At 75.6% G+C, this 25,133-nt stretch carries 25 protein-coding genes; 7 read left to right on the top strand and 18 right to left on the bottom strand.

All coding sequences use genetic code 11. The annotated features are described in order from the left end of the window. Positions 1 to 17: 17 nt before the first annotated feature. Entirely contained in the window at positions 18 to 887 is an 870-nt protein-coding gene (locus ACR9E3_RS04260; RefSeq protein ID WP_460378818.1) for a LysR family transcriptional regulator, read from the bottom strand. A gap of 70 nt (positions 888 to 957) precedes the next feature. On the opposite strand from ACR9E3_RS04260, the gene ACR9E3_RS04255 reads away from it, so the two are divergent. Together ACR9E3_RS04255 and ACR9E3_RS04250 are read left to right on the top strand one after the other, a co-directional pair. Further along, the gene (locus ACR9E3_RS04255) at positions 958 to 1,314 is read left to right on the top strand and encodes a nuclear transport factor 2 family protein (RefSeq protein WP_460378817.1); all 357 of its coding nucleotides are present in this window, start codon (positions 958 to 960) and stop codon (positions 1,312 to 1,314) included. Between the two features lie 50 nt (positions 1,315 to 1,364). Then, positions 1,365 to 2,246 (top strand): ABC transporter substrate-binding protein, encoded by an 882-nt coding sequence (locus ACR9E3_RS04250; protein ID WP_460378816.1) that lies wholly within the window; start codon positions 1,365 to 1,367, stop codon positions 2,244 to 2,246. On the opposite strand, the gene ACR9E3_RS04245 is transcribed toward ACR9E3_RS04250, so the two are convergent. From ACR9E3_RS04245 to ACR9E3_RS04225, 5 genes are all read right to left on the bottom strand, one after another. Then, the gene (locus tag ACR9E3_RS04245) at positions 2,230 to 2,808 is read right to left on the bottom strand and encodes a TetR/AcrR family transcriptional regulator (protein WP_460378815.1); all 579 of its coding nucleotides are present in this window, start codon (positions 2,806 to 2,808) and stop codon (positions 2,230 to 2,232) included. The genes ACR9E3_RS04250 and ACR9E3_RS04245 overlap by 17 nt on opposite strands. After that, entirely contained in the window at positions 2,805 to 3,215 is a 411-nt protein-coding gene (locus tag ACR9E3_RS04240; RefSeq protein ID WP_460378814.1) for a VOC family protein, read from the bottom strand. Before ACR9E3_RS04240 ends, ACR9E3_RS04245 begins: the two co-directional genes overlap by 4 nt. A gap of 66 nt (positions 3,216 to 3,281) precedes the next feature. Further along, positions 3,282 to 3,743, bottom strand: a complete 462-nt coding sequence (gene soxR / locus ACR9E3_RS04235) for a redox-sensitive transcriptional activator SoxR (RefSeq protein ID WP_460378813.1) — start codon at positions 3,741 to 3,743, stop codon at positions 3,282 to 3,284. A gap of 18 nt (positions 3,744 to 3,761) precedes the next feature. Beyond that, the gene (locus ACR9E3_RS04230) at positions 3,762 to 4,190 is read right to left on the bottom strand and encodes a hypothetical protein (RefSeq protein WP_460378812.1); all 429 of its coding nucleotides are present in this window, start codon (positions 4,188 to 4,190) and stop codon (positions 3,762 to 3,764) included. Positions 4,191 to 4,204: 14 nt separating this feature from the next. Further along, positions 4,205 to 5,365: a DUF2786 domain-containing protein gene (locus ACR9E3_RS04225; RefSeq protein ID WP_460378811.1), complete on the bottom strand. Its 1,161-nt coding sequence runs from the start codon at positions 5,363 to 5,365 to the stop codon at positions 4,205 to 4,207. 135 nt (positions 5,366 to 5,500) lie between these two features. Here ACR9E3_RS04225 and ACR9E3_RS04220 point away from each other — a divergent pair, with 135 nt between their 5' ends. Beyond that, positions 5,501 to 10,042: an AAA domain-containing protein gene (locus ACR9E3_RS04220; RefSeq protein ID WP_460378810.1), complete on the top strand. Its 4,542-nt coding sequence runs from the start codon at positions 5,501 to 5,503 to the stop codon at positions 10,040 to 10,042. Between the two features lie 11 nt (positions 10,043 to 10,053). On the opposite strand, the gene ACR9E3_RS04215 is transcribed toward ACR9E3_RS04220, so the two are convergent. The 5 genes from ACR9E3_RS04215 to ACR9E3_RS04195 are packed head-to-tail and all read right to left on the bottom strand — an operon-like array spanning position 10,054 to position 13,342. Continuing rightward, a complete protein-coding gene (locus tag ACR9E3_RS04215) occupies positions 10,054 to 11,118 on the bottom strand; it encodes an EcsC family protein (RefSeq protein WP_460378809.1) in 1,065 nt (354 codons plus the stop codon). A 35-nt stretch (positions 11,119 to 11,153) separates the two neighbouring features. Further along, positions 11,154 to 11,738 (bottom strand): nucleoside/nucleotide kinase family protein, encoded by a 585-nt coding sequence (locus ACR9E3_RS04210; RefSeq protein WP_460378808.1) that lies wholly within the window; start codon positions 11,736 to 11,738, stop codon positions 11,154 to 11,156. Position 11,739: 1 nt separating this feature from the next. Beyond that, the gene (locus ACR9E3_RS04205; RefSeq protein WP_460378807.1) at positions 11,740 to 12,471 is read right to left on the bottom strand and encodes a uracil-DNA glycosylase family protein; all 732 of its coding nucleotides are present in this window, start codon (positions 12,469 to 12,471) and stop codon (positions 11,740 to 11,742) included. Beyond that, positions 12,471 to 12,884, bottom strand: a complete 414-nt coding sequence (locus ACR9E3_RS04200) for a nitroreductase family deazaflavin-dependent oxidoreductase (protein ID WP_460379066.1) — start codon at positions 12,882 to 12,884, stop codon at positions 12,471 to 12,473. Before ACR9E3_RS04200 ends, ACR9E3_RS04205 begins: the two co-directional genes overlap by 1 nt. Before the next feature lie 23 nt (positions 12,885 to 12,907). Next, positions 12,908 to 13,342, bottom strand: coding sequence for a DUF3293 domain-containing protein (locus ACR9E3_RS04195; protein ID WP_460378806.1), 435 nt, complete (start codon positions 13,340 to 13,342; stop codon positions 12,908 to 12,910). A gap of 62 nt (positions 13,343 to 13,404) precedes the next feature. Between ACR9E3_RS04195 and ACR9E3_RS04190 the strand changes: the two genes are divergently transcribed. The 4 genes from ACR9E3_RS04190 (at position 13,405) to ACR9E3_RS04175 (ending at position 16,144) form a co-directional block, all read left to right on the top strand. Next, positions 13,405 to 13,695, top strand: a complete 291-nt coding sequence (locus ACR9E3_RS04190) for a hypothetical protein (protein WP_460378805.1) — start codon at positions 13,405 to 13,407, stop codon at positions 13,693 to 13,695. A gap of 6 nt (positions 13,696 to 13,701) precedes the next feature. Further along, positions 13,702 to 14,886, top strand: a complete 1,185-nt coding sequence (locus ACR9E3_RS04185) for a putative T7SS-secreted protein (protein ID WP_460378804.1) — start codon at positions 13,702 to 13,704, stop codon at positions 14,884 to 14,886. Further along, positions 14,883 to 15,224 (top strand): hypothetical protein, encoded by a 342-nt coding sequence (locus tag ACR9E3_RS04180; protein WP_460378802.1) that lies wholly within the window; start codon positions 14,883 to 14,885, stop codon positions 15,222 to 15,224. Before ACR9E3_RS04185 ends, ACR9E3_RS04180 begins: the two co-directional genes overlap by 4 nt. A 302-nt stretch (positions 15,225 to 15,526) precedes the next feature. Beyond that, positions 15,527 to 16,144, top strand: coding sequence for a hypothetical protein (locus tag ACR9E3_RS04175; RefSeq protein ID WP_460378800.1), 618 nt, complete (start codon positions 15,527 to 15,529; stop codon positions 16,142 to 16,144). A gap of 152 nt (positions 16,145 to 16,296) precedes the next feature. Here the strand turns inward: ACR9E3_RS04175 and ACR9E3_RS04170 are convergent, their stop codons facing one another. The 7 genes from ACR9E3_RS04170 to ACR9E3_RS04140 all read right to left on the bottom strand — a co-directional run bounded on the left by ACR9E3_RS04170 (position 16,297) and on the right by ACR9E3_RS04140 (position 25,066). Further along, complete coding sequence (locus tag ACR9E3_RS04170) at positions 16,297 to 18,150, bottom strand: RNA polymerase sigma factor (RefSeq protein ID WP_460378798.1); 1,854 nt, start codon at positions 18,148 to 18,150, stop codon at positions 16,297 to 16,299. Further along, positions 18,147 to 19,070, bottom strand: a complete 924-nt coding sequence (locus tag ACR9E3_RS04165; protein ID WP_460378796.1) for an ATP synthase F0 subunit B — start codon at positions 19,068 to 19,070, stop codon at positions 18,147 to 18,149. The genes ACR9E3_RS04170 and ACR9E3_RS04165 overlap by 4 nt, the downstream gene beginning before the upstream one ends. A 149-nt stretch (positions 19,071 to 19,219) precedes the next feature. Next, positions 19,220 to 20,347, bottom strand: a complete 1,128-nt coding sequence (locus ACR9E3_RS04160; protein ID WP_460378794.1) for a M20/M25/M40 family metallo-hydrolase — start codon at positions 20,345 to 20,347, stop codon at positions 19,220 to 19,222. Positions 20,348 to 20,420: 73 nt separating this feature from the next. Further along, positions 20,421 to 21,482 carry a cobalamin-independent methionine synthase II family protein gene (locus tag ACR9E3_RS04155; RefSeq protein WP_460378792.1) on the bottom strand — a complete coding sequence of 354 codons (1,062 nt, stop codon included), beginning with the start codon at positions 21,480 to 21,482 and terminating at the stop codon, positions 20,421 to 20,423. After that, the gene (locus ACR9E3_RS04150; RefSeq protein ID WP_460378790.1) at positions 21,475 to 22,506 is read right to left on the bottom strand and encodes a hypothetical protein; all 1,032 of its coding nucleotides are present in this window, start codon (positions 22,504 to 22,506) and stop codon (positions 21,475 to 21,477) included. Before ACR9E3_RS04150 ends, ACR9E3_RS04155 begins: the two co-directional genes overlap by 8 nt. Next, on the bottom strand, positions 22,503 to 23,315 hold the full coding sequence (locus ACR9E3_RS04145; RefSeq protein ID WP_460378788.1) for an inositol monophosphatase family protein: 813 nt from the start codon (positions 23,313 to 23,315) through the stop codon (positions 22,503 to 22,505). Before ACR9E3_RS04145 ends, ACR9E3_RS04150 begins: the two co-directional genes overlap by 4 nt. Continuing rightward, complete coding sequence (locus ACR9E3_RS04140) at positions 23,312 to 25,066, bottom strand: PEP-utilizing enzyme (RefSeq protein WP_460378786.1); 1,755 nt, start codon at positions 25,064 to 25,066, stop codon at positions 23,312 to 23,314. The genes ACR9E3_RS04145 and ACR9E3_RS04140 overlap by 4 nt, the downstream gene beginning before the upstream one ends. Between the last annotated feature and the right edge of the window lie 67 nt (positions 25,067 to 25,133).

Below are 25,133 nucleotides of genomic sequence, written 5' to 3'. Positions count from 1 at the left end.
CGGTCCGATTCTCGCGGTCACGGGATCCAGTCACGAGCCCGGGCGAGCAGCGCGCGGGCGGCGGGGCTCAGGGGCGTGTCGCGGCGGCGGGCGAGGTCGATCCGCGCCCGCACCTCGGGGGTCAGCGGCGCCACGCGCACGTCGTCGCGGCCCGCGACCGCCGGTGCCGGGACCACGGCCACGCCGAGACCCTGACGGGCGAGGTCCACCAGCACGGCCGGCGAGCCCGCCTCGAGCGCCGGGCGCAGCGTCACCGCGGCGTCGGCGGCCGCGCGGTCGAGCGCCGCCCGCACCCCGGCGCCCACCGGCAGGGCGATCACCGGGTGCTCGGTCAGCTCGGCGGCCGTGACCGTGTCGCCGAGCGGGGAGTCCGGAGGGAGCACGGCGACCAGGGGGACGTCGAGGACGACGTCGACGTCGAGATCGGGTGGTGCGTCGCCGTCGCGGCCGACCCAGGCGAGGTCGAGGTCGTGGGCGCGCAGGCCGTCGAGCAGCGCGTCCGTGGCCGCCTCGACCAGGCGGATCTCGACGCCGGGGTGGGTGCGGTGGAAGTCGCCGAGCAGCCCGGGGAGGTCGACGACGCCGCCGCCGCGCACCATGCCCACCGAGACCCGGCCGCGGACGAGTCCCGCGATCTCGTCGGCGGTGTCGCGCACCGCGGCCACGGCGGCGAGCGCGGCCCGGGCGTGCGGCAGGACCGCCTCCCCGGCCGGCGTGAGCCGCACCCCGCGCGCCGACCGGTCGAACAGCACCTGCCCGAGCTCCCGCTCCAGCCGCGCGATCTGGGCGCTGATGCCGGGCTGGGCGACGTGCTCCCGGGCGGCCGCCCGCGTGAACCCGCCCTCCTCGGCGACCGCGACGAGGTACCGCAGCTGGTGCAGCTCCATCATCAGAGCTTATCGCGGGGACCATTGACAGCTCTTGGACTTCTGGAGCGCTCCGGCCGAGGCTGGAGTCATGAGCGAGAACAGGACCCCCGCCGAGACCATGACCGCCTACTTCGACGCCTGGCGCCGCCACGACGCCGAGTCGCTGCGCGACGTCCTCGCCGACGACGTCGTGTTCGACGGCCCGATGGGCCACGTCGAGGGCGTCGACGACAACGTCACGGCTCTGCACGGCCTGCTGGGCATCGTGACCGCCGTGGACGTCCAGCACGTCTTCGTCGACGGGCCCGAGGTCTGCACCGTCTACGACTTGCACACCACCGAGACCGACGCGCCGCTGCGCACCGTCAACTGGGCCCACGTCGCCGACGGCCGCGCCCGCACCATCCGCGCGATCTTCGACCCCCGCCCGCTCCTGCGTACGTGAGTGAACTTTGGTGCTATAGCCCCAAAGTTCGCTCACATAGGGTCGGGGACGTGCGGATCGCGTCGCTGCTGCCCGCGGCCACGGAGATCGTCGGGGCGCTGGGGCTGGCCGACGATCTCGTGGCCGTGACGTTCGAGTGCGACGAGCCCGCCGGCATCCGCGAGCGGCGACCCGTCGTCGTCGACACCGCGCTGCCGGCGGGGCTCACGCCGGGCGAGATCGACGCGATCGTCCGCGACCGGGCCGCGCGGGGCCTCCCGCAGTACGACCTCGACCGCGAGGGCCTGCGGGCCGCCGCGCCCGACCTGGTGCTCACCCAGGACCTGTGCCGGGTGTGCGCGCTGCCCGAGGCGACGGTGTCCGAGGCACTCGACGAGCTCGACCTCGACGCCCGCGTGCTCACCGTCGACCCCCACACCCTCGACGAGGTGCTCGCGGCCGTCGGCACCGTCGCCGACGCCGCGGGGGTGCCCGAGGCCGGCGCACGCCTCACCCTCGACCTGCAGCGACGTCTGCGCGCGGTCGACGAGGCCCTGGCCGGACGACCACGACCCCGCGTCCTCGCCCTCGAATGGGTCGATCCCCCGTTCCTGCCCGGTCACTGGGTGCCGGCGATGGTGCGCCGTGCGGGCGCCGAGCCGCTGGCCGGCATCGACGGCGGACGCAGCGTCGCCACGACGTGGGACGAGGCGCGCGCCCAGGAGCCCGACGTCGTGGTCGTCGCCCCGTGCGGGTTCGGGCTCGACGACGCGGTGGCTCAGGCGGCGGACGTGCGGGCCCACCTCCCGGGCGTCCCGCTGGTCGCCGTCGACTCCGCCTCCTACGTCGTGCGCGCCGGCCCGCGGCTGGTCGACGGGATCGAGGCGATCGCCCACGCCCTGCACCCCGACGCGGTGCCCGCCCCGCCGGGCCGGGTCACACGCCTCGCGTGATCATCTCCGCCAGCTGACCGGCCAGCTCGCCGGCCTCGGCCGGATCGCCCAGCGCCTCCGGCAGCGTCAGCTGGTCGAGGATCAGCCCCTCCATCGCGTGGTGGAGCAGCGCCACGGCCCGGCGACCACCCGGCGCCCCGGCCTGCTCGTGGAACGCGACGTCCTGCTCGAAGCGCGCGCGCACCGTCGCGGTCAGCGACCGACGCAGCGCGGGGCGCCGGGTGGCCTCGAGGCGCAGCTCCAGCAGCGCGACGTAGACCTCGCGGCGCTCGAGGACGCGGGCGAGCAGCCGCCGCATCACCGCGGGCGTCGGCGCACCCGCGAGCGCCGCACCCAGCTCCTCCTCCCCGGGCTCGAGCCGGGCGTGGATGCGCTCGCCGAGCTCGGCGAGCAGGGCGTCGCGGTCGGTGAAGTAGTTGGTCGCCGTACCCGTCGCGACCCCGGCCCGCGCGTCCACCGCCCGGAACGTCAGCCCCCGCGCCCCCTGCTCGGCGAGCACGGCGAGCCCGGCGTCGAGCAGCTGGTCGCGCCGCGCGGGATTGCGGGGGGCGCGGGGGCTCACCCGGCGGCCTGCTCGGCCAGCCACGCCGGGTCGGGCGTCGTGACCTGCACGATCTCGATCCCCGTACCGGCCGGGTCGCGCACGAGGAAGCGCCGCTGACCCCACGGCTCGTCGCGCGGCGGGACGCCGACGGGCACCCCGAGGGCGCGCAGGCGCGCGTGCTCGGCGTCGACGTCGTCGACCAGGAAGGCGAACACCACACCGCGCACCGGGCCGGCGAGGTCCTCGCCCAGCGCGTGGTCGCGGTGGACGACACACACCTCGAGGTCGTCGTGCCCGTGCTGGCGCAGGCTCACGAACCAGCCGATGTCGAACGCCACGGTGAAGCCCAGGACGTCGACGTAGAACGCGCGGACCGCGGCCACGTCCTCGGCGTGCACGCACATCCCGACGGTGCTGAAGCGCATGGGACCTCCTGACCACGTCATCTGTCGTGGTCAGAGATTAACCACGACGCATGACGTGGTCAACGGTCAGCCGACGAGCCGGCGCGGGCCGGGTCCTTCCTCCCCGAAGCGGTCGCCCGGGTTCACGAGCGAGCACCGGTCGATCGACAGGCACCCGCACCCGATACAGCCGGTGAAGTCGTCGCGCAGTTGCTGGAGGCGGTGGATGCGGTCGTCGAGCTCCTCCCGCCACTGCGCGGAGAGCCGTTCCCAGTCCTGACGGGTGGGCGTGCGGCCGTCGGGCAGCGAGTCGAGCGCCGACCGGATCTCGGCGAGCGGGATGCCGACACGCTGGGCGATGCGGATGAACGACAGCCGCCGCAGCACCACGCGGCGGAACCGGCGCTGGTTGCCGGCCGTCCGCCGGCTGTGGATGAGGCCCTCGCGCTCGTAGAAGTGCAGGGCGGACACCGCGACACCGCTGCGCTCGGCGACCTCGCCCACCGACAGCTCCTGGCCGGGATGCGGGCGCACGGGGTGGTCGGTCATGGCGACGACGGTAGAACCTCAACCATTGTCGAGGTCAAGGCCCGAGGTGGCGAGCAGCCGCACCGTCGCCACCGCCGCCTCCTCGGTGCGCGCCCCCGCCCGCTCCGCCCACGACGACACGGTCTCGCCCACGGCCAGGGCGGCGCCGAGCCGGCCTTCGGCGCCCTCGAGGTCGCCGGGAACGACGACCCCGGCGGTCACCGCGTCACACGCCTCCAGCACCCGCTCGCGCCGGCGCGCGAGGTGCTCGGCGAGCACGTGGCGCAGCTCGGTGAGCGCGGCGTCGTCACCCCCGGCGAGGTCGGCGGCGGCCCGGCGCAGCAGCGCCTGCAGCGACTCCGGCGGCAGACCGGGGTCGGTGGGCCGCGGCGCGGCCTCGGGCGCGTGGCCCCGCTTGGCGTCGCGGCGACGCTGCTTGGCGGCGCGTCGCTCGCGGTTGCCGGCCATCCGCCCATCCTCGCCTACCCCTCAGAGAGGGCGTCGCGGCCCGGGGTGAGGCTGGCGGCGTCCGCGGCGGCGCGCCCCGCCGCCCATCCCGCGCCGTTGCCGACGCTGAACCGACGCCGCGTCAGTCGCGGGAACAGCTCGCCGACGGTGCGTTCGACGACCTCCGCCCGCGCGGCCAGCACCGGCAGCAGGGCCTCGCCGAGCTCCGCCCGGGCGTGCGCCTGCGCCTCGTGCGCCGCGGCGGTGAGCCGCTCGCCGATGCGGGTGGCGTAGGCGAGCAGGAAGGCGTGGCGGAACGAGCGCCGCCGGGCGCGGGGCACCGTCTCGTCGTCGGCCGCGAGCATCGCGCGGTCGGCCTGCACGAGCAGCGAGGTGACCAGCAGCTCGACGGTCGCGAGGTCGGCGGCGTGCCCGACGACGGTGACCATGTCGAGCGCGCCGAGGCTGATCGCGCGGCACCGGTTGGCGGTCGCGACCTGGTGGACGAGGCTCGACTTCGCGCTCGCGTAGGGCGGGTCGAGCCACAGGCGCCGGGCCGACGCACGCGGCTCGGCGTCGACCGGAGCCCCCACCAGCGCCTGCTCGAGCGCGTGGCGGCCCATGAGCTCCTGGGCCTTGGCCGAGAGCGCCTCGGCCTCCTCGGGGAACTCGGTGGACTCGGCCTTCGCGAGCAGCCCGCGCACCCGCGCGAGCACCCGGGCGTCGACCCCCTCCGGCGCGCGGGCCTCCTCGCCGAGCCACGGCAGCGCGGGCAACGTGCGCATCAGGCCCACGAGGGCGACGCTCGCGGCGAGCGCGTCGTCGGGGTCGAGCCCGCGCACGCTGCTCCACTGCGCCACCAGCGGGACGTCACGGGGCAGCGGCGTCCCCTCGAGGTCGGGGGCATCCCCCCGTGGCCGCCGGGCCGCCGCGGCCCCGAGCACGTCCACCGCCAGCACGACCCGGCCGGCCGTGAGCCGCCGGCGCACCACCTCGGTGACGTCGCGGGCGCCCCAGCCCCGCTCGTGCAGCGTGTCGGCCGCGTCGAGCAGGGCGAGCTGCGCGCCCATCAGCAGCGTGCGCCCGGCGCCGTACCGCGTGCGCAGCACCCGTACGGCCTGCTCCGCCCGTCCCCCGGAGGCCGCCAGCCCCGTGAGGAACCGCGCGGCCTCGGCCGGATCGTCCCCCGTGCCCATCCGCCCCGCCTCCTTCCCGCTCCGTCACGGGGTTCGACGGTGGCGACGCCCCCACGGTTCCATCCCGGCGACCGGCCACGCGTGATCACCTCCGGGATGCGATTCTGGACCGCCGGTGACGTGAGGGAAGGGAGCGTGGTCGTGCCGCAGGAGGCGCCCGCCGAGCGCCCCGAGAACGACCCGGCCCTGCGCGACCGGGTCCAGCGGTTGGTCGGGGTGCTGCGCCGGGTGGCGCTCGCCCGGGCCCGGCCGGTCCGGCACACCCGCCACCACGTCGGCGAGCTCGCCCTGGTCGACGTCGCCGACCAGTCGGCCGTGCGCCGCCCCCGCGAGGCCGGCGACGAGATCCTCCGTGCCCGGCCCGAGGGCCCGATGCGCGCGACGTTCGACGCGCTGTTCGACCTCATGCGGACCGCCGCCGACCAGCCCGAGGCCGTCGAGCTCGTCCTCGCCGGCGGGCTGCTCCACGCCCCCGGCCACGACGTGCGCGTCCCCCTGCTGACGCGCCCGGTGCGCATCGAGCACCGCGACGAAGCTATGGTCGTGACGCTCGCGGGCGACGCGACCCGCTGGGAGGACGACGAGCTGCTCGCCGGCACCGGGATCGTCGACGACGCCGCGCCCCCCGAGGACGGAGCGCCGACCTCACCGCTCGACACCGACCTCGTGACGCTCCTGGAGAGCTGGGCCGACCGCCACCTGCGCGTCCCGGCCCGCCGCGGCGACGACTGGATCGGCCCGACCGGGAGCGAGGCGGCCCTCGTGCCGGCGCCGACCCTCGTCGCCCGCCGGCGCGGGGCCGCGGCGCTGCGCGCGTTCTACGACGCGATGACGGCGGACCTCGCCGACCCGAGCAGGCCGCTGCCCGTCGGCCTCGCCCAGCTCGTCGCCGCGATCGAGCCGCGCGACCGTGCGGCCTGGCTCGCCCGCGCCGGGCACGACGAGCCGCCCGTCACCGACCCGCTGTTCCCGCTGCCGGTCGGCGCGGCGCAGGGCCGCATCCTGTCGCGGCTGGGTCGCGACTCGGGCGTCGTCGTGGAGGGTCCGCCGGGCACCGGCAAGACCCACACGATCGCGAACCTGCTGTCCGCGCTGCTCGCCGAGGGCCGCCGCGTGCTCGTCACCAGCGAGAAGGCGCAGGCCCTGCGCGTGCTGCGGGACAAGCTTCCCGCCGAGATGCGCGACCTGTGCATCTCGCTCGCCGAGGCCGACGACGAGCCCGGCGTCGGGGCGGGCATCGCCGGCCTGGCCGCCCGCAGCACGGAGTTCGACCCCGACGACGCCGAACGCACCGTCGCCGAGCTGACCGAACGCCGGGACGGGCTGCTCGCCGAGCGGGACACGGCGCTCGACGCGCTCGTCGCCGACCGCGCGGCGGAGACGGCCGTGCAGCGCGACCTCGGGCCGGGGATGACCGGGACGCGCGCCGAGATCGCCCGCCGGGTGCGCGACGCCCACGACCGCGACGGCTGGCTCGCCGACGTCGTCGACCCCGACGCGGACCTGCCGGCCACGCCACCGCTCGACGCGGCGGAGTTCGCCGAGCTGCGGACGCTGCTGGCCGGCGACTCCCCGGCGCGGCGGGCGCGGGCCCGCCAGCTGCTGCCGCCGCCGGTCGAGCTGCCGCCCGAGGAGCACATCGCGGATCTCGCCGCCACCGTCCTGCGCGGGCTCGACGCGACCTCCGGCGACACCGGCGATCTGGTCGCCGCGCTGGGCCGGCTGCCCGCGGACGCGGCCGAGCACCTGCCCGCGGTCAGCCGCCGGGTCGCGGACGCCCTCGCCGACCTCGACGAGTCCGGCGACGAGACCCCGTGGGCCCGGGAGGTCGCCGACGCGGTCCTGTCCGGGCGCGCCGGGCACCTCTGGGGCCGCGCCACCGACGGGCTGCGCGACGTCGACGTGGTGCTCGAGCACGATCGCCGCGCCGGGTCCGCCCAGGTCCGCGTGGAGGACGGCGTCGACGTCGCCGCCGCCGCGCCGGCGTTCGAGCGCTTCGCGCAGTTCCTGGCCGACGGCGGGCAGACGCGCCGGATGTTCAAGCCCGACGAGCAGAAGGCGGTGGAGCCCTACCTGGCCGGGGTCCGCCTGCACGGCGCCGAGCCGGCCACCGTCTCCGGCGCGGAGGCGATCGTCCGCCACCTGCGGATCCTCGAGATCACCGACCGGCTCTCCGAGGCCTTCGCCCCGCTCGGGCACCCGCTGCGCCGCGCCGAGCACCGGGCCATGCTCGTCGAGCAGGTGCTGGCGCTGCGTGCCGCGTGCCTGTCGGTCGGCCGGGTCCTGACCGCCGCGGTCGGCGTGCGGCGCCTGCTCGCGGCGTTGCCGCCCGACCAGCGGCCGCGGATCGACTCGCTGGCGCGGTTGCGGGTGTTCGCGACGCTCACGCTCGACGTCGACGACACCCGCGCCGCCGACCTCGCCCGCGGCGAGCTCGACGAGGTGGTCGAGCGTCTGGAGAGCGGGGCGCCGCCCGATCGCCGCGCACCGGAGCTCGTCGCCGTCCTGGAAACGCTGCGCCGCCGCGACGCCGACGGGTACGCCGAGGCCGTGCTCGGGGTGGAGTCCGCGCACGACGAGGCCCGGGCCCAGCGCCGCACCGACACCCTGTCCGCGCGGCTGGAGAAGGCGGCGCCGGGCGTGGTGTCGCTGCTCTACGCCCACGCCGGCGAGCCGTGGCCCGACCGTGAGGAACGGTTCGAGCAGGCCTGGGCCCACGCCCGGGCGGCGGCGCGCGTGCGCTCGTGGGCCGACGCGGAGTCGGCTCCGGACCGTCTCGCCGACCTCGACGTCGAGCTCGCCCGCGCGACCGCCCGCCTGGCGTCGGCACGGGCGTGGCGGGCCTGCCTGACCCGGATCGGCGCCGAGCAGATGCGCGCGCTGCAGAGCCACCGCGCGTCGATCGCCGCGGTCGGACGGGGCACCGGACGCCACGCCGACCGCTACCGGGCCGCGGCCCGCGAGGCCGTCGAGGTCGCCCGCGACGCCGTCCCGGCGTGGGTGATGCCGATCCGCGAGGTGCTCTCGGCCGTCGCCCCGCGGCCCGACGCGTTCGACGTCGTGATCGTCGACGAGGCCAGCCAGGCCGACCTGACGAGCCTGTTCCTGCTGTGGCTCGCGCCGCGGGTGATCGTGGTCGGCGACGACCGCCAGTGCACCCCGGCCGACGTCGGGGGCGGGACGCTGGAGTCGTCCTTCGCCCGTCTCGAGCACGACCTGCCCGACGTGCCCTTCTACCTGCGCAGCCAGTTCACGCCCCGGGCCAGCGTCTTCTCGGTGTTCCGGGCGACGTTCGGGCCGCCGATCCGGCTGCGCGAGCACTTCCGGTCGATGCCCGAGATCGTCGGCTGGTCGTCGCGCGAGTTCTACAGCGGGCCGGGGGAGGAGGACCTCCCCCTCGTCCCGCTGCGCCAGTTCGGCGCCGACCGCCTGCCGCCGCTGCGGGCCACGTTCGTGCCGGACGCGCAGGCCAGCGGCACGGGGTCGGGGCTGACCAACGACGCCGAGGCATCCGCGCTCGTCGACGCCGTCGCGCGCTGCGCGGCCGACCCGGCGTACGCGGGCGCGACGTTCGGGGTCGTCGTGCTGCAGGGCCACGGGCAGGTCGAGCTGATCGAGAGCAAGCTGCGCGACCGTCTCGGCGTCGCCGCGTGGGAGGCGCGCCGGCTGCGGGTCGGCGTGCCCGCGGACTTCCAGGGCGACGAGCGCGACATCGTGTGGCTCTCGATGGTCGTCGCTCCCGGCCGGCGGCTCGTCGCCCTCACCGCCGAGCGCTTCCGCCAGGGGTACAACGTCGCCGCCTCGCGCGCCCGCGACCAGTGCTGGCTGTTCCACTCGGTGCGCGCCGACGACCTCGCCGAGGCCGACCTGCGCCGCAAGCTGCTCGAGCACGTCACCGCCACCGAGCCCGTCGGCTCCGCGGGCGCCCCGGAGAACCGTCCGGCGCCCGCCGAGGTCGACCGCGACCACCGGCATCCGGCGTTCGGGAGCCTGTTCGCCCAGCGGGTGTTCGCCGACCTCTCGGCGCTCGGCTTCGCGGTCGTCCCGCAGGTCGAGGTGCACGGGCGCACGCTCGACCTCGTCGTGACCGGCGCGAACGGGCGGCTCGCCGTGGTGTGCGACGGTGACGAGCAGCGCCGCCCGGCGACCCGCGCCGACGTCGAGGCCGAGCACGACCTGCGCCGGTGCGGCTGGCCGGTCGTGCGCGTCCCCGAGTCCCGCTACGTCGCCGACCCCGAGGGCGCGCTGACCCCGGTGCTCGACGCCGCGGCGGCCGCCGGGATCACGCCGTCGGCGCCGACCGGTCCGCTGGCCGTCGTCGAGACGGCGCCGGGGGAGGGCGGCGAGTACCGGCCGCGGCGCGGACGCTCCGGGCGCGCGGTGCTCGGGGAGGCGGCGCCGGAGACGCTCGAGGACCTCGTGGACGACCTCGCCGCCCAGGGCTTCCCACCCCCGCGCCGCGACGCCCGCGTGCACGACCCCCGCGGCGGCGGTGTGCTCGCGGACGCCGCGATCCTCTGGCCGACCGGCATCAGCCGCCGCGCCCTCGCCCCGCCCGTCGTCCTCGACCCCGAGCTGGGAGAACCCGCCCGCGACCGCCTCCGGGCGCTCGGCTACCAGGTGTTCACGTCGATCGCCGACGTGCGCGCCCACGTCGCCGCAGCGGCCGAAGGATAGTTCGGCGCGGCTCAGGCCCCCGCGAAGATCTCGTCGCCCTCGTCGTCCATGTCGTCGCCGCCGTCGTCGGGCTCCCCGTCGACGTAGGGCCGGTAGGTGGCCGGGTCGAAGGGCAGGTCGACGCCGAAGGGCAGCTCGTACTTGTCGTGCAGGAAGCGCTCGCCGTAGAGGTGGACGGCGGTGTCGACGACCTTCGCCAGCAGCCGCGCCGAGAGCACCGCCCCCACGCCGATGCCGAGGACCGGCACGAGCTGGGCGGCCTCGCGCTGACCGATCTGGCTCAGCAGGCGCCGGTGCACGGCCCCGCCGAGCCGCTTGATCTGCGCCTGCTGCTGCTTGCGCTTCTGGTTCTCCTGCGTCTTGGCCGTGATGAGCTCGATGACTTCCTGATAGGCCCCCGGCGTCTCGTCGTCCCCCGAGAGTCCGACGGCCAGCACGGCGAGGGCGATGAGCTGCTCGGACCGCTTCGTCACGTCGTAGCCGTGATAGGCCGCGACGTGCGCGACGGCGCGCGTGCAGGACGCGACGGTGAGCAGGGCGTCGCCGGTGAGCGTGACGATCGTGACCGCGATCCCCGGCAGGCTGCCGATCCCGGCGCCGTTGGACCCGCCCGCCACCGCCGTGACGCCCGCGCCGGTGAGGAAGCCCGTGACACCGCCCTGCACGCCGGCGAACACCGTGTAGCCGAGGTCGAGGCGCGGCATCGCTGCCTGCACGTCGGCGATGTCCAGCCCGCGGATGTCCTTGAAGTCGGTGACCTCGTGGCCCAGCGCGCGGAAGTCGGCGAACACCGCGTCGCGCCGCAGGGTCGCGGCCCCGGCTCCGGCACCCGCCGAGGCGAGCTGGTGGAGCGCGTTCTGGACCCCGTCGTCGACCTGCGACACCCCGGGGATTCGCCGCAGCAGGCCGGTGACCTCGGCGCGGACCCCCGCCACCCCGTCCCACAGCGGGCTGAGCAGGCCCGACGAGCTGGTCAGCTCGCGATCCTTCCACTGCACGACCTCGCGCCAGTGCTCGGCGTCGCCCGGCGACAGGTCCGGCGGGGGCGCGGGGATGTCGTCGGTCGTCGTGCTCACGCCGGGGACGGTACCCACAAGGTGGACGTTCGACCTCATCGACGACGTGACATCCGCATGTCCAGCGACCCGTCGGGGCGCCGGCGGACGATCACGTCGGCGGCGTCGGGCAGATTCTCGTGGGCGGCCAGCACCTGCTCGCGCGCCCGCCAGGTCGCGCGGTGCGGGGCGTAGAGCGGCCAGTCCTCGCGGGCCCGCAGCCGCCGTTCGCGCTCGCCGGGCTCGGCGTCGACCCAGACGGTCAGCGCCTCGTGGGCCCGCAGCACCGTGGCCCCCGCCCCGCAGCCCTCGAGGACGACGACCCGCGCGGTCAGCGGCCGCTCGAGCTCCGGGCCCTCCTCGCCGCGCTCCCAGTCCCACGCGCGCCACCGGGGTGTCCGCCCCGCGCGCAACGGTTCGACGAGCCCCGCGACGGCCCGCGCCGGACCCTCCTCGAGGCCCGCCCAGCCGCGGTAGAACTCCTCGATGGAGACGACGTCGACGTCGTCCTCGTGCCCCAGGTCCTGCGCCAGCGCCGTCTTGCCCGCCCCGGAGAACCCGTCGATCCCGACGACCGCGGTCGCGCCGACCGACGGCGGCAGCGTCCTCAGGTGGTCGGCGAACGACGCCGGCGACGTCACGTCAGAACGGCCGGCGACGCCCGGCCGGCCCGCCGGCGGCCGGGCGCACCTTCTCGCCCCGGGCACGCTGGCCGGCCAGGCGCATCGCCTCCACGATGAGGTCGCTGTTGCCGCGCCCGGTGGCGGCGTCGACGCGCGGGTAGACGAGCGGGCTCGGGTGCGGGGCGAAGGCGACCGTCGCGTCCCGCAACCCGCCCGGCAGACCGCGGCGGGCGATCCGCGCCCACGCCCGAGCCGCCGGCCGGCCCAGGACCACGACCTCGGTCGGCGCGGGGTCGAGCAGCTCCAGCAGCTGCTCGAGGTAGGGCAGCGCGCGCACCGACTCCTTCTCCAGGGTGCGCACCGGCTTGGCCGGGTTCGCGACCCACCACGGCACGACGTTCCAGTGCAGGCTGATGTCGTAGCCGAGCTTCGCGCGGTCGCTCGCGACGTAGGTGTTGTGCGCGGTCGGGTCGTTGTTGTGCTTGCTGACGAAGCCCGACCCCTCCTCCGCCTCGCCCGACGGGTCCTGCAGCAGCACCAGGACCCGTGCCCCCTGCCCCGCGCTCGCCGGGTCGAGGTAGGGGAGGTTCTCGTACGTGGTGTCCCGGACGTGGTCGACCCAGCGGTTCAGCACCCCGACCGTGCCGTCGTAGCGCTGCGCCCAGCGCTGCGCGTGCACGTCCGGGGCGAGGTCGCGACTGAGCAGCTCGCCCCGCTTGTGGGCGAGCGCGTTCCACACCGGGCGGGGCATCAGCGCCGTTCGAGCAGCACGACCGGGATCGTCCGGTCGGTCTTGTCCTCGTAGCCCTGGAAGCCCGGGTAGTCGGCCTTCTGCTTCTCCCAGATCGGCGCGCGCTCGTCGGCGGGCAGGTCGCGGGCCCGCAGCGCCTCGCTGCCGGTCCCGATCTCGGCGGTGACGTCCGGGTGCGCCAGCAGGTTGCGGTACCAGTCCGGGTGCGTGTCGGCGCCGGCCTTGGACGCGAAGACCGCGTAGGCGTCGCCGACCGCCTGGTACATCATCGGCGTGACGCGCTCGGTGCCCGACTTGCGTCCCGTGTGGTGCAGCAGGAGCAGGGGCGCGCCCTCGAACGGGCCGCCGACCTTCCCGTCGTTGGCACGGAACTCGTCGATGATCTGCTGGTTCCAGTCGCTCACTCCCGCCATCCTGCCCTCGCCGCGGGTGATGGTCATGCGGAGAGCGCCCATCCGAGCTCCACCGGGGGACGGTCGTCGCACGCGAGCACCGTCCACGCCGTCGCGCTCCACCGGAACACCGCGTCCTGGCCCCACGCCGCGCCGAACGCCCGGGCGGCCTCGTCGTCGAGCCCGACGACCAGCGCGCCCTCCTCCGCGTGGCTCCCGTCCTCGGCGCCGGCGACGGTCCGGTGGTGCCGCAGTCCCCGCCGATCGAGCTCGGCGTCGAGCCCTGCCTGGCGGGCGGTGTTCTCCGCCGGGCCGGGTCGTAGCGCCCCGGGGTTGTGGGCCGTGACGACGTGGACCGGCGCGTCGAAGGGGAAGGTGCCGCAGACCTGACCTGCCGGCCGGGGCTTCAGGAGGAGCCCGAGATCCGGCACCCGCAGGACGGCCCGCGTGTAGGCGTCGGTGCGGTCGGCGCGGCTCATGACGGCGTCCGATTCTGCCGAACGGCACGTCTCCGCGCGCCGACCTGCCTACCGTCACGCCCGTGGCCGACGTGCGGGTGGTGCTGCAGGCGCTGCTCGTCGCCGCGCACGGGGTGGACGCGGTGATGGTCGAGCTGGTCGCGCACGACGTCGCCGACCTCGTGACGGCGACCGCACCGTTCGGTCACGACGTCCTCGGGGCCGTCGTCGTCGACTTCGGCGATCGGTGGTCCCACGGCCTGGCCAACCTCACCGACGACGGCAACGCCCTCGCCCGCGGACTCCACGACGCCGCCGGCGCGTACGCCGAGGCAGAGGGCCTGACCATCGACCAGTTCCGCTGGGGTCGGTGAGCCCGCGTGCCGCCGCTCGGGTCGGGCGCGGACCCCGCAGCCCTCGTGCCCGGCGACCCGGACGCGGTGCGGTCCGTCGCCTCGGCGATGTCCCGCCTCGGCAGCGCCCTGGTCGGCGCCGGGGACGGGTTGGGCCGCATCGACACGGGCGACTGGCAGGGCGACGCGGCCGACGCCTTCCGCCGCGCGTTCGATCCGGTGCCGCCGCAGTGGAGCGGGACGGGCGAGGCGTTCCTCTCCGCCGCCGACGCCGTCGCCGACTTCGCGGAGGTCCTGGCGTGGGCGCGATCCGAGGCCGTCGGCGCGGTGCAGGACTGGGACACGGCGCAGGCGCTCAGCGCGCAGCTGCTCGGCGCGGAGCAGGTCGACCCGGGTGAGGCCGGCCGGATCGCGGCGACGGACCGTCTGCGGGCGGCCCGCACCGCCGTCGCCGAGGCGGGGGACCGTGCGGCGCCGATCGTCGCGCGGGCCCGTGACCTCGCCCCGGCGATGCCTTCGGTCGCCCAGCAGATCGGCGGGTTCCTCGGTGATCTCGGTGGCGGCGCGTGGTCGGAGCTCGCGACCACGGGCCAACTGCTCTGGCAGGTGAACCCGACGCGGTTGATCGTCGAGCCGGCCGAGGCGGTCGCGGGGTGGGGTGAACTCGCCACCGGTGTGGCCCACGCGGTCACGCACCCCGGCGAGACCGTCGAGCAGGCCGTCAACCCCCGCGAGGCGGCCACGAACCCGACGCGTTGGGCGGGCGGGATGCTCACCGGCCTCGGGCTCTCCGCCCTCGGCGGTGCGGGCGCGGCCGGGCGGGCGTCGCGCGCGGTCCGCGCGGCCGGGGTGGAGCCTGCCGACGCGACGGGGCCTTCGGGTGTGCCCCTGGGCCGGTACCGCGGGCTGACGGCGGCGGAGCACGCGGCGAACGAGGGCGTGCTGATCGGGCGGCGCGGCAGTGCGCGGAGCATGAAGATTCCGGTGCGCGAGGTCGATACGGTCGCCGAGATCGACGAAGTCTTCCGGGCGTTGTCCGACGGTGGCCAGGTGGTCCACACCTCGGACGCGAGGATCGTGGTCCTGCTCGATGACGGCACCTACATGACGTACCGGCCGACGTCGTCGACCCCGCCGCACGATCCCGCCGTCGACATCAACGCGGGGCGTGATCGACAGGTCCGCGTCCACACGCCGAGGGAGGACGGATGAGCGACGGTGATCTCGCGATCATGGACGACATCGTCGGCGAGGCCCACGTCGACTGGATCGACATGGGCCACGCGATCGGCATCGTCGCTCTGGCTGAAGGAGGCGACGACGATCTCGCCCTCCTCCACCGCGCCGGGGGTCTCGTCGCGCGGTTGGTCCGCGACGGACGCCTGGTGCCCGGCGACGTCGGGACCGCGCCCGGGGCGTTCATCTCCTGGTCCACAGCCCCGGAGGCGTCGGCGAGGTTCATCGAGGAGTACATCGCCCAGGTCGTCGCCGGCAGCAAGCCGTTCGAGCCGTGGCAACCCTGCTTGTTCGCGCCGGGGGAGGGCGCATAGTTCGGTGACGACGCTTCGGTTTCCGAAGTGTCGCGAGCGCCTGCGCGCGGTCGTCCCGGGGAGGAAACCGCTGCAGCCCCGAAGGACTTCGACCAGAGGTGAGCCGAGGGCGAGTCGCCCGACGTTGCTGAGGATGCTTCGAAAAACGAAGCGTCTCTCCAGCACCTCGACCCTCCCCGCGCGGTTGTCCACAGGCGCCACGTCCGCGGAACCGATGGAGCCCCGCGGCTCTCCAACCAGGAGAGAGCCGAGGAGGCGACATGGTGAAACCCGCGCGATCGCGGAGGAGCAAGGAACGCACGGTGGCCGGGCGCCATCACGAGGACGTGGACGCCGTCGTGCGCCGCACTCTGGGTCGGCCGGCGCTGCGCGAGGAGCGCCCGGAGGGCGAGCTGACCGTCCAGCTCCTGCCGCACCACCTCGCCGCCGGGGCGCTGACCCTGTCCGTCGGTGACGAGACCGAGGTCGCGCCCGCGATCTACTCCGGCGGGCACCTGCCGGCGCTGTCGGACCGCCAGACTTGGTCGGTCGACGAGTTCGGCTGCTTCGACGGGCGCGGCGAGGTCATCACGGCGCCCGTGTCGGTGGACGAGTGCTCCTGCCACGTGGACGTGCTGGATGTCGCCGGGCGCCTGTTCCCGCTCAACTGGGCGGCGTCGGAACCGACCGACGGCCGCGTGTGGATCGAGGGTGCGCTCTACCTGGAACCCGAACTCGCTGCGGGGACCGAGCACGGCGAGGCGGTGGCACTGTGCCGTCGGAACTACCGGGTGCGGGCCATGCGGCGCTACCGGCGGACGACGTATCGCCCGGTCGACCCGGTGCGCCTCGAGACCGTCCCGGCGCCCGACCGGGTCACCGACGAGGCGATCTACGTCGCCGACCTCCGGCTCGTCGACACGACCGTTCCGGAAGCATGATCTCTCCCGGTGCTCCTCTGACCCTGTGACATCGGGTCAACGGAGCACCGGGGCGGATCAAGGTCGTGGCAGCCCCGGCACGAACTGCGCGGGTGCGCGCCAGCACGGGGAAGTGCTCCGGAAATCGAAGCATCTCCGGGAGTGCTTGGCGGTCAGCGCGCGCCGCGCCCGCCTTGGCCGCCGTTCACGCCTTGCCCGCCGTTCACGCCTTGCCCGCCGTTGCCGCCTTGGCCGCCGGCAGCACCGCCCTGGCCACCACGATCGCCGCCGCCACCGCCGCTGTGGCCACCACGGTCGCCGCCGCCTTGGCCACCGCGGTCGCCGCCGCCGCGAGGACCGGCGTCGCCCCGATCGCCGCCGCCACCTCCGGCCGAGGCGCCGGCACGCGGCGGAGGTCCGTCGTCTCCACGGCCCCCGCCGGCGTTCCCGCCACCGCCGCCGTTGCCACCGCCTCCGTTGCCACCGCCTCCGTGATTGCCGCCGCCGGCGTTCCCGCCACCCCCATTGCCACCCTGGCCACCGCCACCGGCCTGGCCGCCGGAGTTCCCGCCGCCGCCACCACCACCGCCACCGGTCTGGCCACCGCCACCGGCCTGGCCACCGCCACCACTACCGGAGTTCCCGCCGCTTCCGTTGCCACCGGAGGGCTGGGTCGGCTGGGTGCTCGGGCCGGGGTTCGCGGTGGACGGCTGGGGCGAGCCCGCCGAGGATGCCGGCGGCCCGTCGGCTCGCGGCCCCGCCGGCACGGCGCGCGGCGTCCCGCCGGGCACGCCGACCGGGGCGGGGCGGACGCCCGCGGCCAGAGACGGCGTGACGGGACCGCTGGGGCCGGCCGGCGCAGAACCGGCGGACGTCGCATCGCCCAGGCCGAGGTCGAGGGCGGCGTCGCCAGCCGGGGCGGCGGGCGTGGCGCCCGCTCCGACCGGCGGCAGGGCACCGCCGAGTCCGGGCGCCGCACCGGGTCCGGCGGGCAGCGGAGCCGAGCCGCCGCCTGTGGTCTCCGGGGCCGCGGTGTGGTGCGCCGCCGTGGCGACGGCAGCGCCGAGGGCGGCGACGGACGCCGCCGTCAGGGTGGCCGCGACGAGGGGCAGACGGTTGCGGCGCTCGGCCGGCGGCGTCTCGGCGGGCAGTGCGGCGCCGGCCGCGAGACCCGCCGCCGCGCCGGACGACGCGACCCCGCCGCAGCCTCGGGCCGGGGTCGTCGGACCGCGGGAAGCGCCCGCGCGAGTCGGGGCGTCCGGCGTCCACGGACCGGCCGGGTGCGGCCCACCGGCGGAACGACCGGCGAACGCGCCCGCGGCAGCGCCCGCCAGGCCGACCGTCGCCGCCGTCGCGGGGCCGCCCGCCGCCGCCCCGTCAGAAGAGGACGCTCCAGAAGCAGACGCTCCAGAAGCAGACGCACCAGTCGCGGCGACGGTCGTGGTCGTCGCCAGGGTCGACGTCACGCCCCCGTCGCCGTCGCGGTCCGTCGCGGGCTCGCGGCTCACCGCGTGAGCAGCGACGCCCGCCGCGGCGGCGTCGCGCCCACCCCGCCCCCATCCACGGCTCAGGCGCGAGCGCGCCGAGGTCGCGTGCATCGGGGCGAAGGTGGGTCCCGCGATCGAGGCGTCGGGCAGGTCGGCGAGCGGGGCGAGGTCGCGCTCGGCCACGGCACCCGGCGTCTCGGGCCCGACCGCGAGGCCGAGGTGGTGGGCGAAGGCGAGCTCACCGTGGGTCAGGCGGCGCTCGACGACGTCGACGGCCACGCGGTCGGCGGCCGCGATGTCCTCGGCGTCCATGCCGCGGATGTGGCGCATCACCAGCGCGCGGCGCTGGACGGCCGGGAGGGCGTCGAGCGCGGTCAGCGCGGGCGGGGCGATCGGGGTCGCCCGGGTCTCGTCGGCCACCACCGGGGAGATCACGGCGGTGTCCTCGGCCGAGCGCGCCGGGCGGCGGTGGCCGTCACCCGGCGACTCGCCGTAGGTCCACGTCAGACCACGGCCGACCGCCATCCCCCCGGAGGTCATGCGGGGCCGGCCTCACCGGACTGCGCGCCGTCGTCGTCGCCGGTCTCCTGCGGACCGAAGTGCAGGTTGGACCGCGGCTCCTCGATCGTCTCGCCGGCCGGAGCGGACGGCGGCGCGGACGACGGCCCGGACGACGGAGCGGACGGCGCCATCGCGGGCGACTGCACCGCCGCGGCCGCCTGGGCGACCGAGAGGTGACGCCCGCCGTCTCGCGCCGGCAGCTGCCCGGACAGCGATTCGAGCAGGCGGCCCAGGTCGGTACGGACGCCGTCGTGCAGGCCCTTGAGGCGCTCGAGCTCGTTCTCGGCCTCGGTGTGGCGGCGGCGGATGAGCGCCTCGGTGTCCTCGCGACGGCGCTGGGCCTCGGCCTCGGCGTCGCGGGTGATCTGCTCGGCGCCGGTGCGGGCCTCGGCGAGCGTCTGCTCCGCCTCCTCCCGGGTGGTGGCGGCCTGCTCGTCGAGCTCGCGCTCCCGCTCGTCGAGCTCCGAGCGGCGCCGCGAAGCCTCCTCGTCGAGCGAGGCGCGGCGCGCGGAGAGGTTCTGCTCCACCTCGCGGCGGTGCGAGTCCGCCTCCTTGCGCGTCCGCTCCATGAGCGCCGAGGCCTCGCGCGCCGCGGCGGCCCGCGCGTTCGAGGCCTCCTGCTCGGCCACGCGGAGCACCCGCTCGACGCGGTGCCCGAAGCCCTGCTGGACGGTGGAGTCGCCGGGGTCGGCATCCGCCGGGCGATCGGTGCGCGACCGCGCCCGGGTCAGCTCGGCCTCGGCCTCCTCGGCGCGCTGCTGCTCCTGGTGGTGCGCGTGTTCGAGCATCTCCACGCGGGCCAGGAGGGCCTGGACGTGCCCGTCGACCTGGTTCGGGTTGTATCCCCGCTTCGTCAGGTCGAACACGTTGGTCTGAGAAGCATCGCCCGTCTGGCTCACAAACGCGGACCTTAACTCACCCGTTCGCGCGTTATCACCCCCACTCCGCAATACATTCGTGACCCATCTGTGACGCCTTCTGAACGACATCGATGCCATTCATCGCCGGTTCGGATGACGGCCATCCGGACGCCAACGACGTCGGGCGCTCAGGTCCCCAGCGAAGATCCGGCGATCAGCCCCGCAAGCAGGGCGATCCGTACCGGCAGGTCACCGAGCACGACGTACTCGTGCTCGGCGTGCGCGCCGCCGCCGCTCGCCCCGAGGCCGTCGAGCACCGGCAGCCCCGCGGCGGCGAGGATGTTCCCGTCGCTGCCCCCACCGACCTCGCGCGGATCGAACGGGACGCCGAGCGACGCCGTCACCGCACGCGCCCGGTCGACCAGCCACGTCGCCGACGCCTGCCACGGCGGCCGGTTCCAGCCGCCGGTCACACGGAGACGCACGCGCGGATCGGGCGGCGCCCACGCCGCCAGCGCCGACCCCACCCGCTCGGCCTCCGCCGGCGTCCGCGCCCGCACGTCGATCTCGAGGCGCGCGTGCTCGGCGACGACGTTCGCCCGCGTCCCGCCCGCGAGCACCCCGACGTTGACGGTCGTCCCGGCGGCCGGGTCGGCCAGCCCCACGAGGTGACAGATCAGCGCCGCGAGGGCGTGGACCGCCGAGGAGCCCGCCTCCGGGTCGAGGCCGGCGTGTGCCGCGATCCCGGTCGCGGCCACCTGCCAGAGCCCGACGCCCTTGCGCGCGGTCTTCACCGTGCCCGCCTCGGCCCCGGGTTCGAGCACGAGCACGGCCGTGCAGCCCGACGCCGCGGCCACCATCGCGTCCCGCGAGGCGACGGTCCCGATCTCCTCGTCCTCGTTGACGATCAGGCGCACCGTCGGGCGCGGGATCCCGAGCGCATCGAGCGCGGCGACCGCGGACACGCCCTGGACCAGGCCCGCCTTCATGTCGAACACCCCGGGCCCGCGGGCGATCCCGTCGGTCACCGTGAACGGCCGGCGGGCGACCGTGCCGGCGTCGAACACGGTGTCGATGTGGCCCAGCAGCACCAACGTCCCGGGCAGCGAGCCCGGCGTGTCGACCTGCAGCACCGGGCCGGGCAGCGTCGAGGCCGCCGCGTCCGTCCAGGACTCCAGCACCCACCCGGTGAGCACGGCCCGCCCGTCAGCGAGCAGGACCGAGTCGGTGCTCGGCGTCTCGGTGTCGACGAGCACGGCGAGGTCGTCGACGATCTCGTCGAGCCGCTCGGCCGCCCAGTCGCGGACCTCCTCCATCGCGCCCCCCGGCGGTCACGGTCTCCGTCAGACCGACGACCTTCCCGCGACCGCCCGCGAGGATCAAGAACGGCTACGGCCAGACCAGCTCCGCGGTGCGCACGACCGTCTCGAGCTTGCGACGCTGGTCGTCGGCGCCGAGCTCGTTGCCCTCCCACGTGCTGGCGAACCCGCACTGCGGGCTGAGCGCGAGCCGCTCCAGCGGCACGTGCTGTGACGCCTCGTCGATCCGGCGGCGCAGGTCGTCGACGGATTCGAGGTCCGGGTGCTTCGTCGTCACCAGCCCCAGCACGACCGTGCTCTCCGGCCGCACGAAGCGCAGCGCGTCGAAGCCGCCCGCGCGCGCGTCGTCGTACTCGAGCAGCAGCCGGTCGTAGCGCGCCTCGGCGAACAGGACCTCGCCCATCTCGTCGTAGGGCACGGTGCTCTCGTACATGCTGCGGTAGTTGCCGCGGCAGATGTGGATGCCGGTGACGACATCGTCCGGGAGGCCGTCGAACACCCGCCGGTCGGTGCGCATCAACTCGGCGAGCCGCGCGGCCCACCGGTCCGGGTCCGGGAACAGCCGCCGGTTGTCCAGGAACGTGTACTTCGGCGCGTCGAGCTGGAGGTACCGCACGCCCGCGTCCGCCAGCGCGCGCGCCTGGCGCTGCAGGATCGTCACCAGGTCGTCGAGGAACTCCTGCGGGTCGGGGTAGGCGCGGTCGGAGACCCCGGCGGTCCAGTAGCTCAGGAAGTTCGTCGGGACCGGCAGGGTCACCTTCACCGGTCGGTCGGCGTGGGCCAGGACGAAGCCCGCCTCGACGTCGACGAGGCTCCCGCGCTCGGTCAGACGGGAGGCCACGACGGGCGAGGTGTGCGACGCGGTGCGCCCGTCCTCGCTCGTCCACGTGCGCGTGAAGCCCTCGGGGTCGAAGCCGTCGGTGACGTCGAGGACCGGTCCGTGCCAGATGCGCCGGCGCATCTCCCCGTCGCCGACGACGGGCAGTCCGACCGACCGCTGCAGCTCGAGGACCTCCAGCACGGCCTGGTCCTGGACCTCGCGCGACGCCGTGCCGGCCGCCATCGCGTCCCGGAGGTACGGAGGCCGCAGCAGCGAGCCGACCGTCTCGGCGCGGACATCGAGGTCAGCCATCCCGGCGCACCCGCTCCGCGGCCCGGGCGGCGGCGGTCATCTTCGCCATCGCGAGGTTGCGCGGCACCCGCCGCAGCCCGCAGTCGGTGGAGATCTCCAGCGCCTCCGGGGTCCGGTACTTCAGGCACGTGTGCAGGCGCTCGACGAGGTCGTCGGTGGTCTCGGCGTAGTGCGTCTTGATGTCGACGAGACCCGCGGACAGCAACCGTCCCGGGTCCCACTGCCCGACCAGGTCGATCTCGGCCATCTCCCGCCCGCCGAACTCCAGGCTGAATCCGTGGACGTGGGCGTCGAGCAGGGTCGGGAAGAGCCATCGGTAGGTCCGCTTGGCGTAGGGCAGGCGCCGGAACGAGCCGAAGCAGATGTGCACGGTGAAGGTGCAGCCGTCGAACCCGTCGACCACCTTGTTGATGATCTCGACCATGGAGGCCGGGCTGCGGTCGTCGTCGGCGACCGCGGGGGTGATCGGCTCCTCGAGCTGGATGTAGTCGCAGCCCGCGTCGATCAGCTCGCGGATGTGCCCGCGCAGCGCCGGCACGAGCGCCTCCGCGCACGCCTTGCGCGACGGGTAGACGTCGCGGAAGTCCAGCTCGGTGGTCATCCCGTACGGGCCGGGCATGCCGACGCGGGGACGGCGGTCGGTCGCGGCGCGCAGGAAGCGGTACTCGCCGACGAAGTCCCACATCCAACTGAGCTCGTCGAGGGGCTGGGTGACCTTCCAGACGTCGAGCATGTCGTAGCCCAGCGCGCCCAGGCGGCGCGGCGCGGGCTGGAGCTCGAGGCCGGGCAGCGCGGCGGTGATGTTCTCGATCCACCCGCGCCGGCGGTGCTCGCCGTCGGTGACGATGTCGAGCCCGCAGCGCTCCTGGTCGTCGATCGCGAGGCGGCAGTAGTCGTCGTAGAGCTCGCGCTCGTCGTCCGGCCCGAACCGTCCCGCGGCCTCGGCGGGCTCGACCACGTCCCACCACCCCGGACGCGCCCAGCCGCCGGTGGTGGTCACGGCGATCTCGGTGTTGACGATCATCCGCCCTCCTCGAAGCGCAGGCCGGTGGCCTCGACCAGCTCGTCGTGCACGGCCCTGCCGACGCTGGCGACGACGTCGTAGCGGGTGGAGGCGTCGCGGACCTCGCCGGCGAAGTCGGTGACGCGCCCGCCGGCCTCCTCGACCAGCAGCCGTCCGCCGGCGACGTCCCACGGCGGCATGTCGCGCTCGACGTAGCCGCCGAGGTGCCCGGCCGCGAGGTGGGCCATGACCAGCGCGGGGGCGCCCGGGAAGCGCACACCGCCGGAGACCGTGAGCATCGCCCGCATCAGCCGGGCGAACTCCGCGATCACCACCGGGTCCGACGACTGCGCCTGCACGACCACCACGACCTCGGCGGCCTTCTCGGCGCCCGACACCCGCAGCGGCGTCCCGTTGCACGTCGCCCCGCCGCCGCGCACGGCCCGGAAGAGCTCGTCGCGCAGCGGGTCGTAGACCGCGGCCACCACCGGCTCGCCGCCGAGCGTCACCGAGACCGCCGTCGCGAACCACGGGAAGCCGTCGATGAACGAGCGGGTGCCGTCGAGCGGGTCGACCCACCACTGCAGGCCCTCGCCGGGACGGCTGACGTCCGGCGCGTCCTCCTCGCCGAGCACGACGTCGTCCGGGCGCTCGGCGCGGATCGCGGCGATCGTCGCCTCCTGGGCGGCGAGGTCGGCCGACGAGCTGACGTCGACGCGCGCGTCCTTGAGCGTGACCTCGAGGACCTTGTCGCGGTACTCGAGCAGGACGGCGCCGCCGGCGCGGGCGGCCCGTTCGGCGGTGCCCGCCAGCGCCTCCAGATCCGTCACAGCACCTCCACCACGCCACGGTCGCCGTCGATGCGCACCCGGTCGCCGGTCGTGATCGTCGAGGTGGCGACGCCCGTGCCGACGACGCAGGGGATGCCGTACTCGCGGGCGATGATCGCCGTGTGGCAGAGCGTCCCGCCGGTGTCGGTGACGCAGCCGCTGACCAGGCCGAACACCGGCGTCCACTCGGTGGTGGTGCCGCCGCAGACGAGGATGTCGCCGTCGCGGACCTGGTCGATGTCCTGCGCCGCGCGCACCACTCGCGCGGTGCCGACGACGGTGCCGCGGGACGCGGCGAACCCCGACAGCGTGGCCGTCGTCTGCTGCGCCTTGATCGTCGCGAAGTAGTCGGGGGTCAGCCCGAAGAGCTCGGTCATGATCGGGTCGTGGACGGCGTCGGGGACGTTGCCCATGACCGGCGGGAGCTCGCCGCCGCGCGCCGACCAGTGGTCGTAGTAGTCGCGGCGGGCCGTGACGAGGTCGCCCCAGCCCGACGGTCCGGAGCCTGCGAGCTCGTCGAGCAGCTCGTGGCGGAACAGGAAGAAGACGTCCTCGCGTGCGTCGAGGCGGCCGTCGGCGACGAGGCGGTCGGCCGCCGCGAGCGTGAGCCGGCGCAGGGGCAGGTGGATGCGGCGGTCGATGAGGAAGTTGTGCTCCTCGTTCCACCACACGAAGTTCGCCGCGCGGTTCGAGGCCAGCACCTCGTCGAAGCGGGCGCGGTCGCCGTCGTCGGCGATCGCGGCGCGCGCCGCGGCGACGAGGCGGTCCCGTTCGGCCAGCACCTCGCGCCGGGCGGCCGCGAAGTCGTGGCCCTCGGGGCGGGTGAGGAACTCGCGGATCGTGCCCAGCGGCGTCGCCGGGTGCTCGGCCCAGGACGGGCGGTCGAGGGTCGCGGTCTCGTCGGTGCGCTGCCCCCACACCGCGAGGAACTCCTCGAGCTCGGCCCACCACGCCGACCCGTTCGCCTGCGTCGCCAGGGCGGCGCGGACGCCCTCGACGGTCGGTTCGGTGAGCGCCTCGGCGACGCCCAGCTCCCGGGCACGGCCGGCGAGGCGCCAGAGCTCCGCGTCGGTGCGCAGGTACGAGGTCTCCTCGCCGGCGAGCCACTGCGCGATCTGCCCGGTCTCGAGACCGAGGTCGGTCGCGAGACCGAAGAGCGCGAGGTAGTTGGCGGCGAGCAGGTACATGACCTCGAAGTGCACGCCCCACGCCCGGCGGTGGAAGGCGATCGCGTCGACGAGCGCGGCGTGCAGCTCGGTGCGGTCCATCGCGTCGACGTCGAGGGCGTCGAAGTGGGCGTAGGCCGCTTCGAGCTCGGCGCGGTAGCCGGCCCAGTAGCCCTCGAAGTCGGCGAGGCGCGGCGCGGCGAAGGCGCCGAACCGGTCGGCCCGCGTCCCCATCTGCCACGCCGACGTGATCGGGCACTGGCCGAGGTAGACGTGCACGCCGGCGATCCGGTTGACCATGCCCGCGGTCGGCGGGATGCCGACGATCTCGGCGCCGTACTGCGTGCCCCAGGTCTGGGCGTCCTCGAGCAGGGCCATGCTCGCCGGGGTGATGCCCTCGGCGAAGTGCTGGGAGTCCCGCATCCAGAAGCGGCCCTCGTCGGCGCGCGTGAACGGCGCGAGGGGCTCGGCGAGGAACGGCCGGGACTCCAGCCGGGGCTCGTAGCCGGGGTAGAAGTCGGCGTCGGCGTACTCGCCGAGGGGGATGACCGTCCCCGCCTGCATTGACTCGTCGGTCGTCGTCACCGGCGTCACGTCCTCGGGTGTGCGGTGGATCACTCGACGCTAGGAGGCGTCGCGGCGTCCCGGTAGC

The organism is Actinomycetospora sp. C-140, assembly GCF_054796175.1.
Note: the sequence above shows the minus strand (reverse complement) of the source record. Positions and strands in the feature narration are given on the sequence as shown.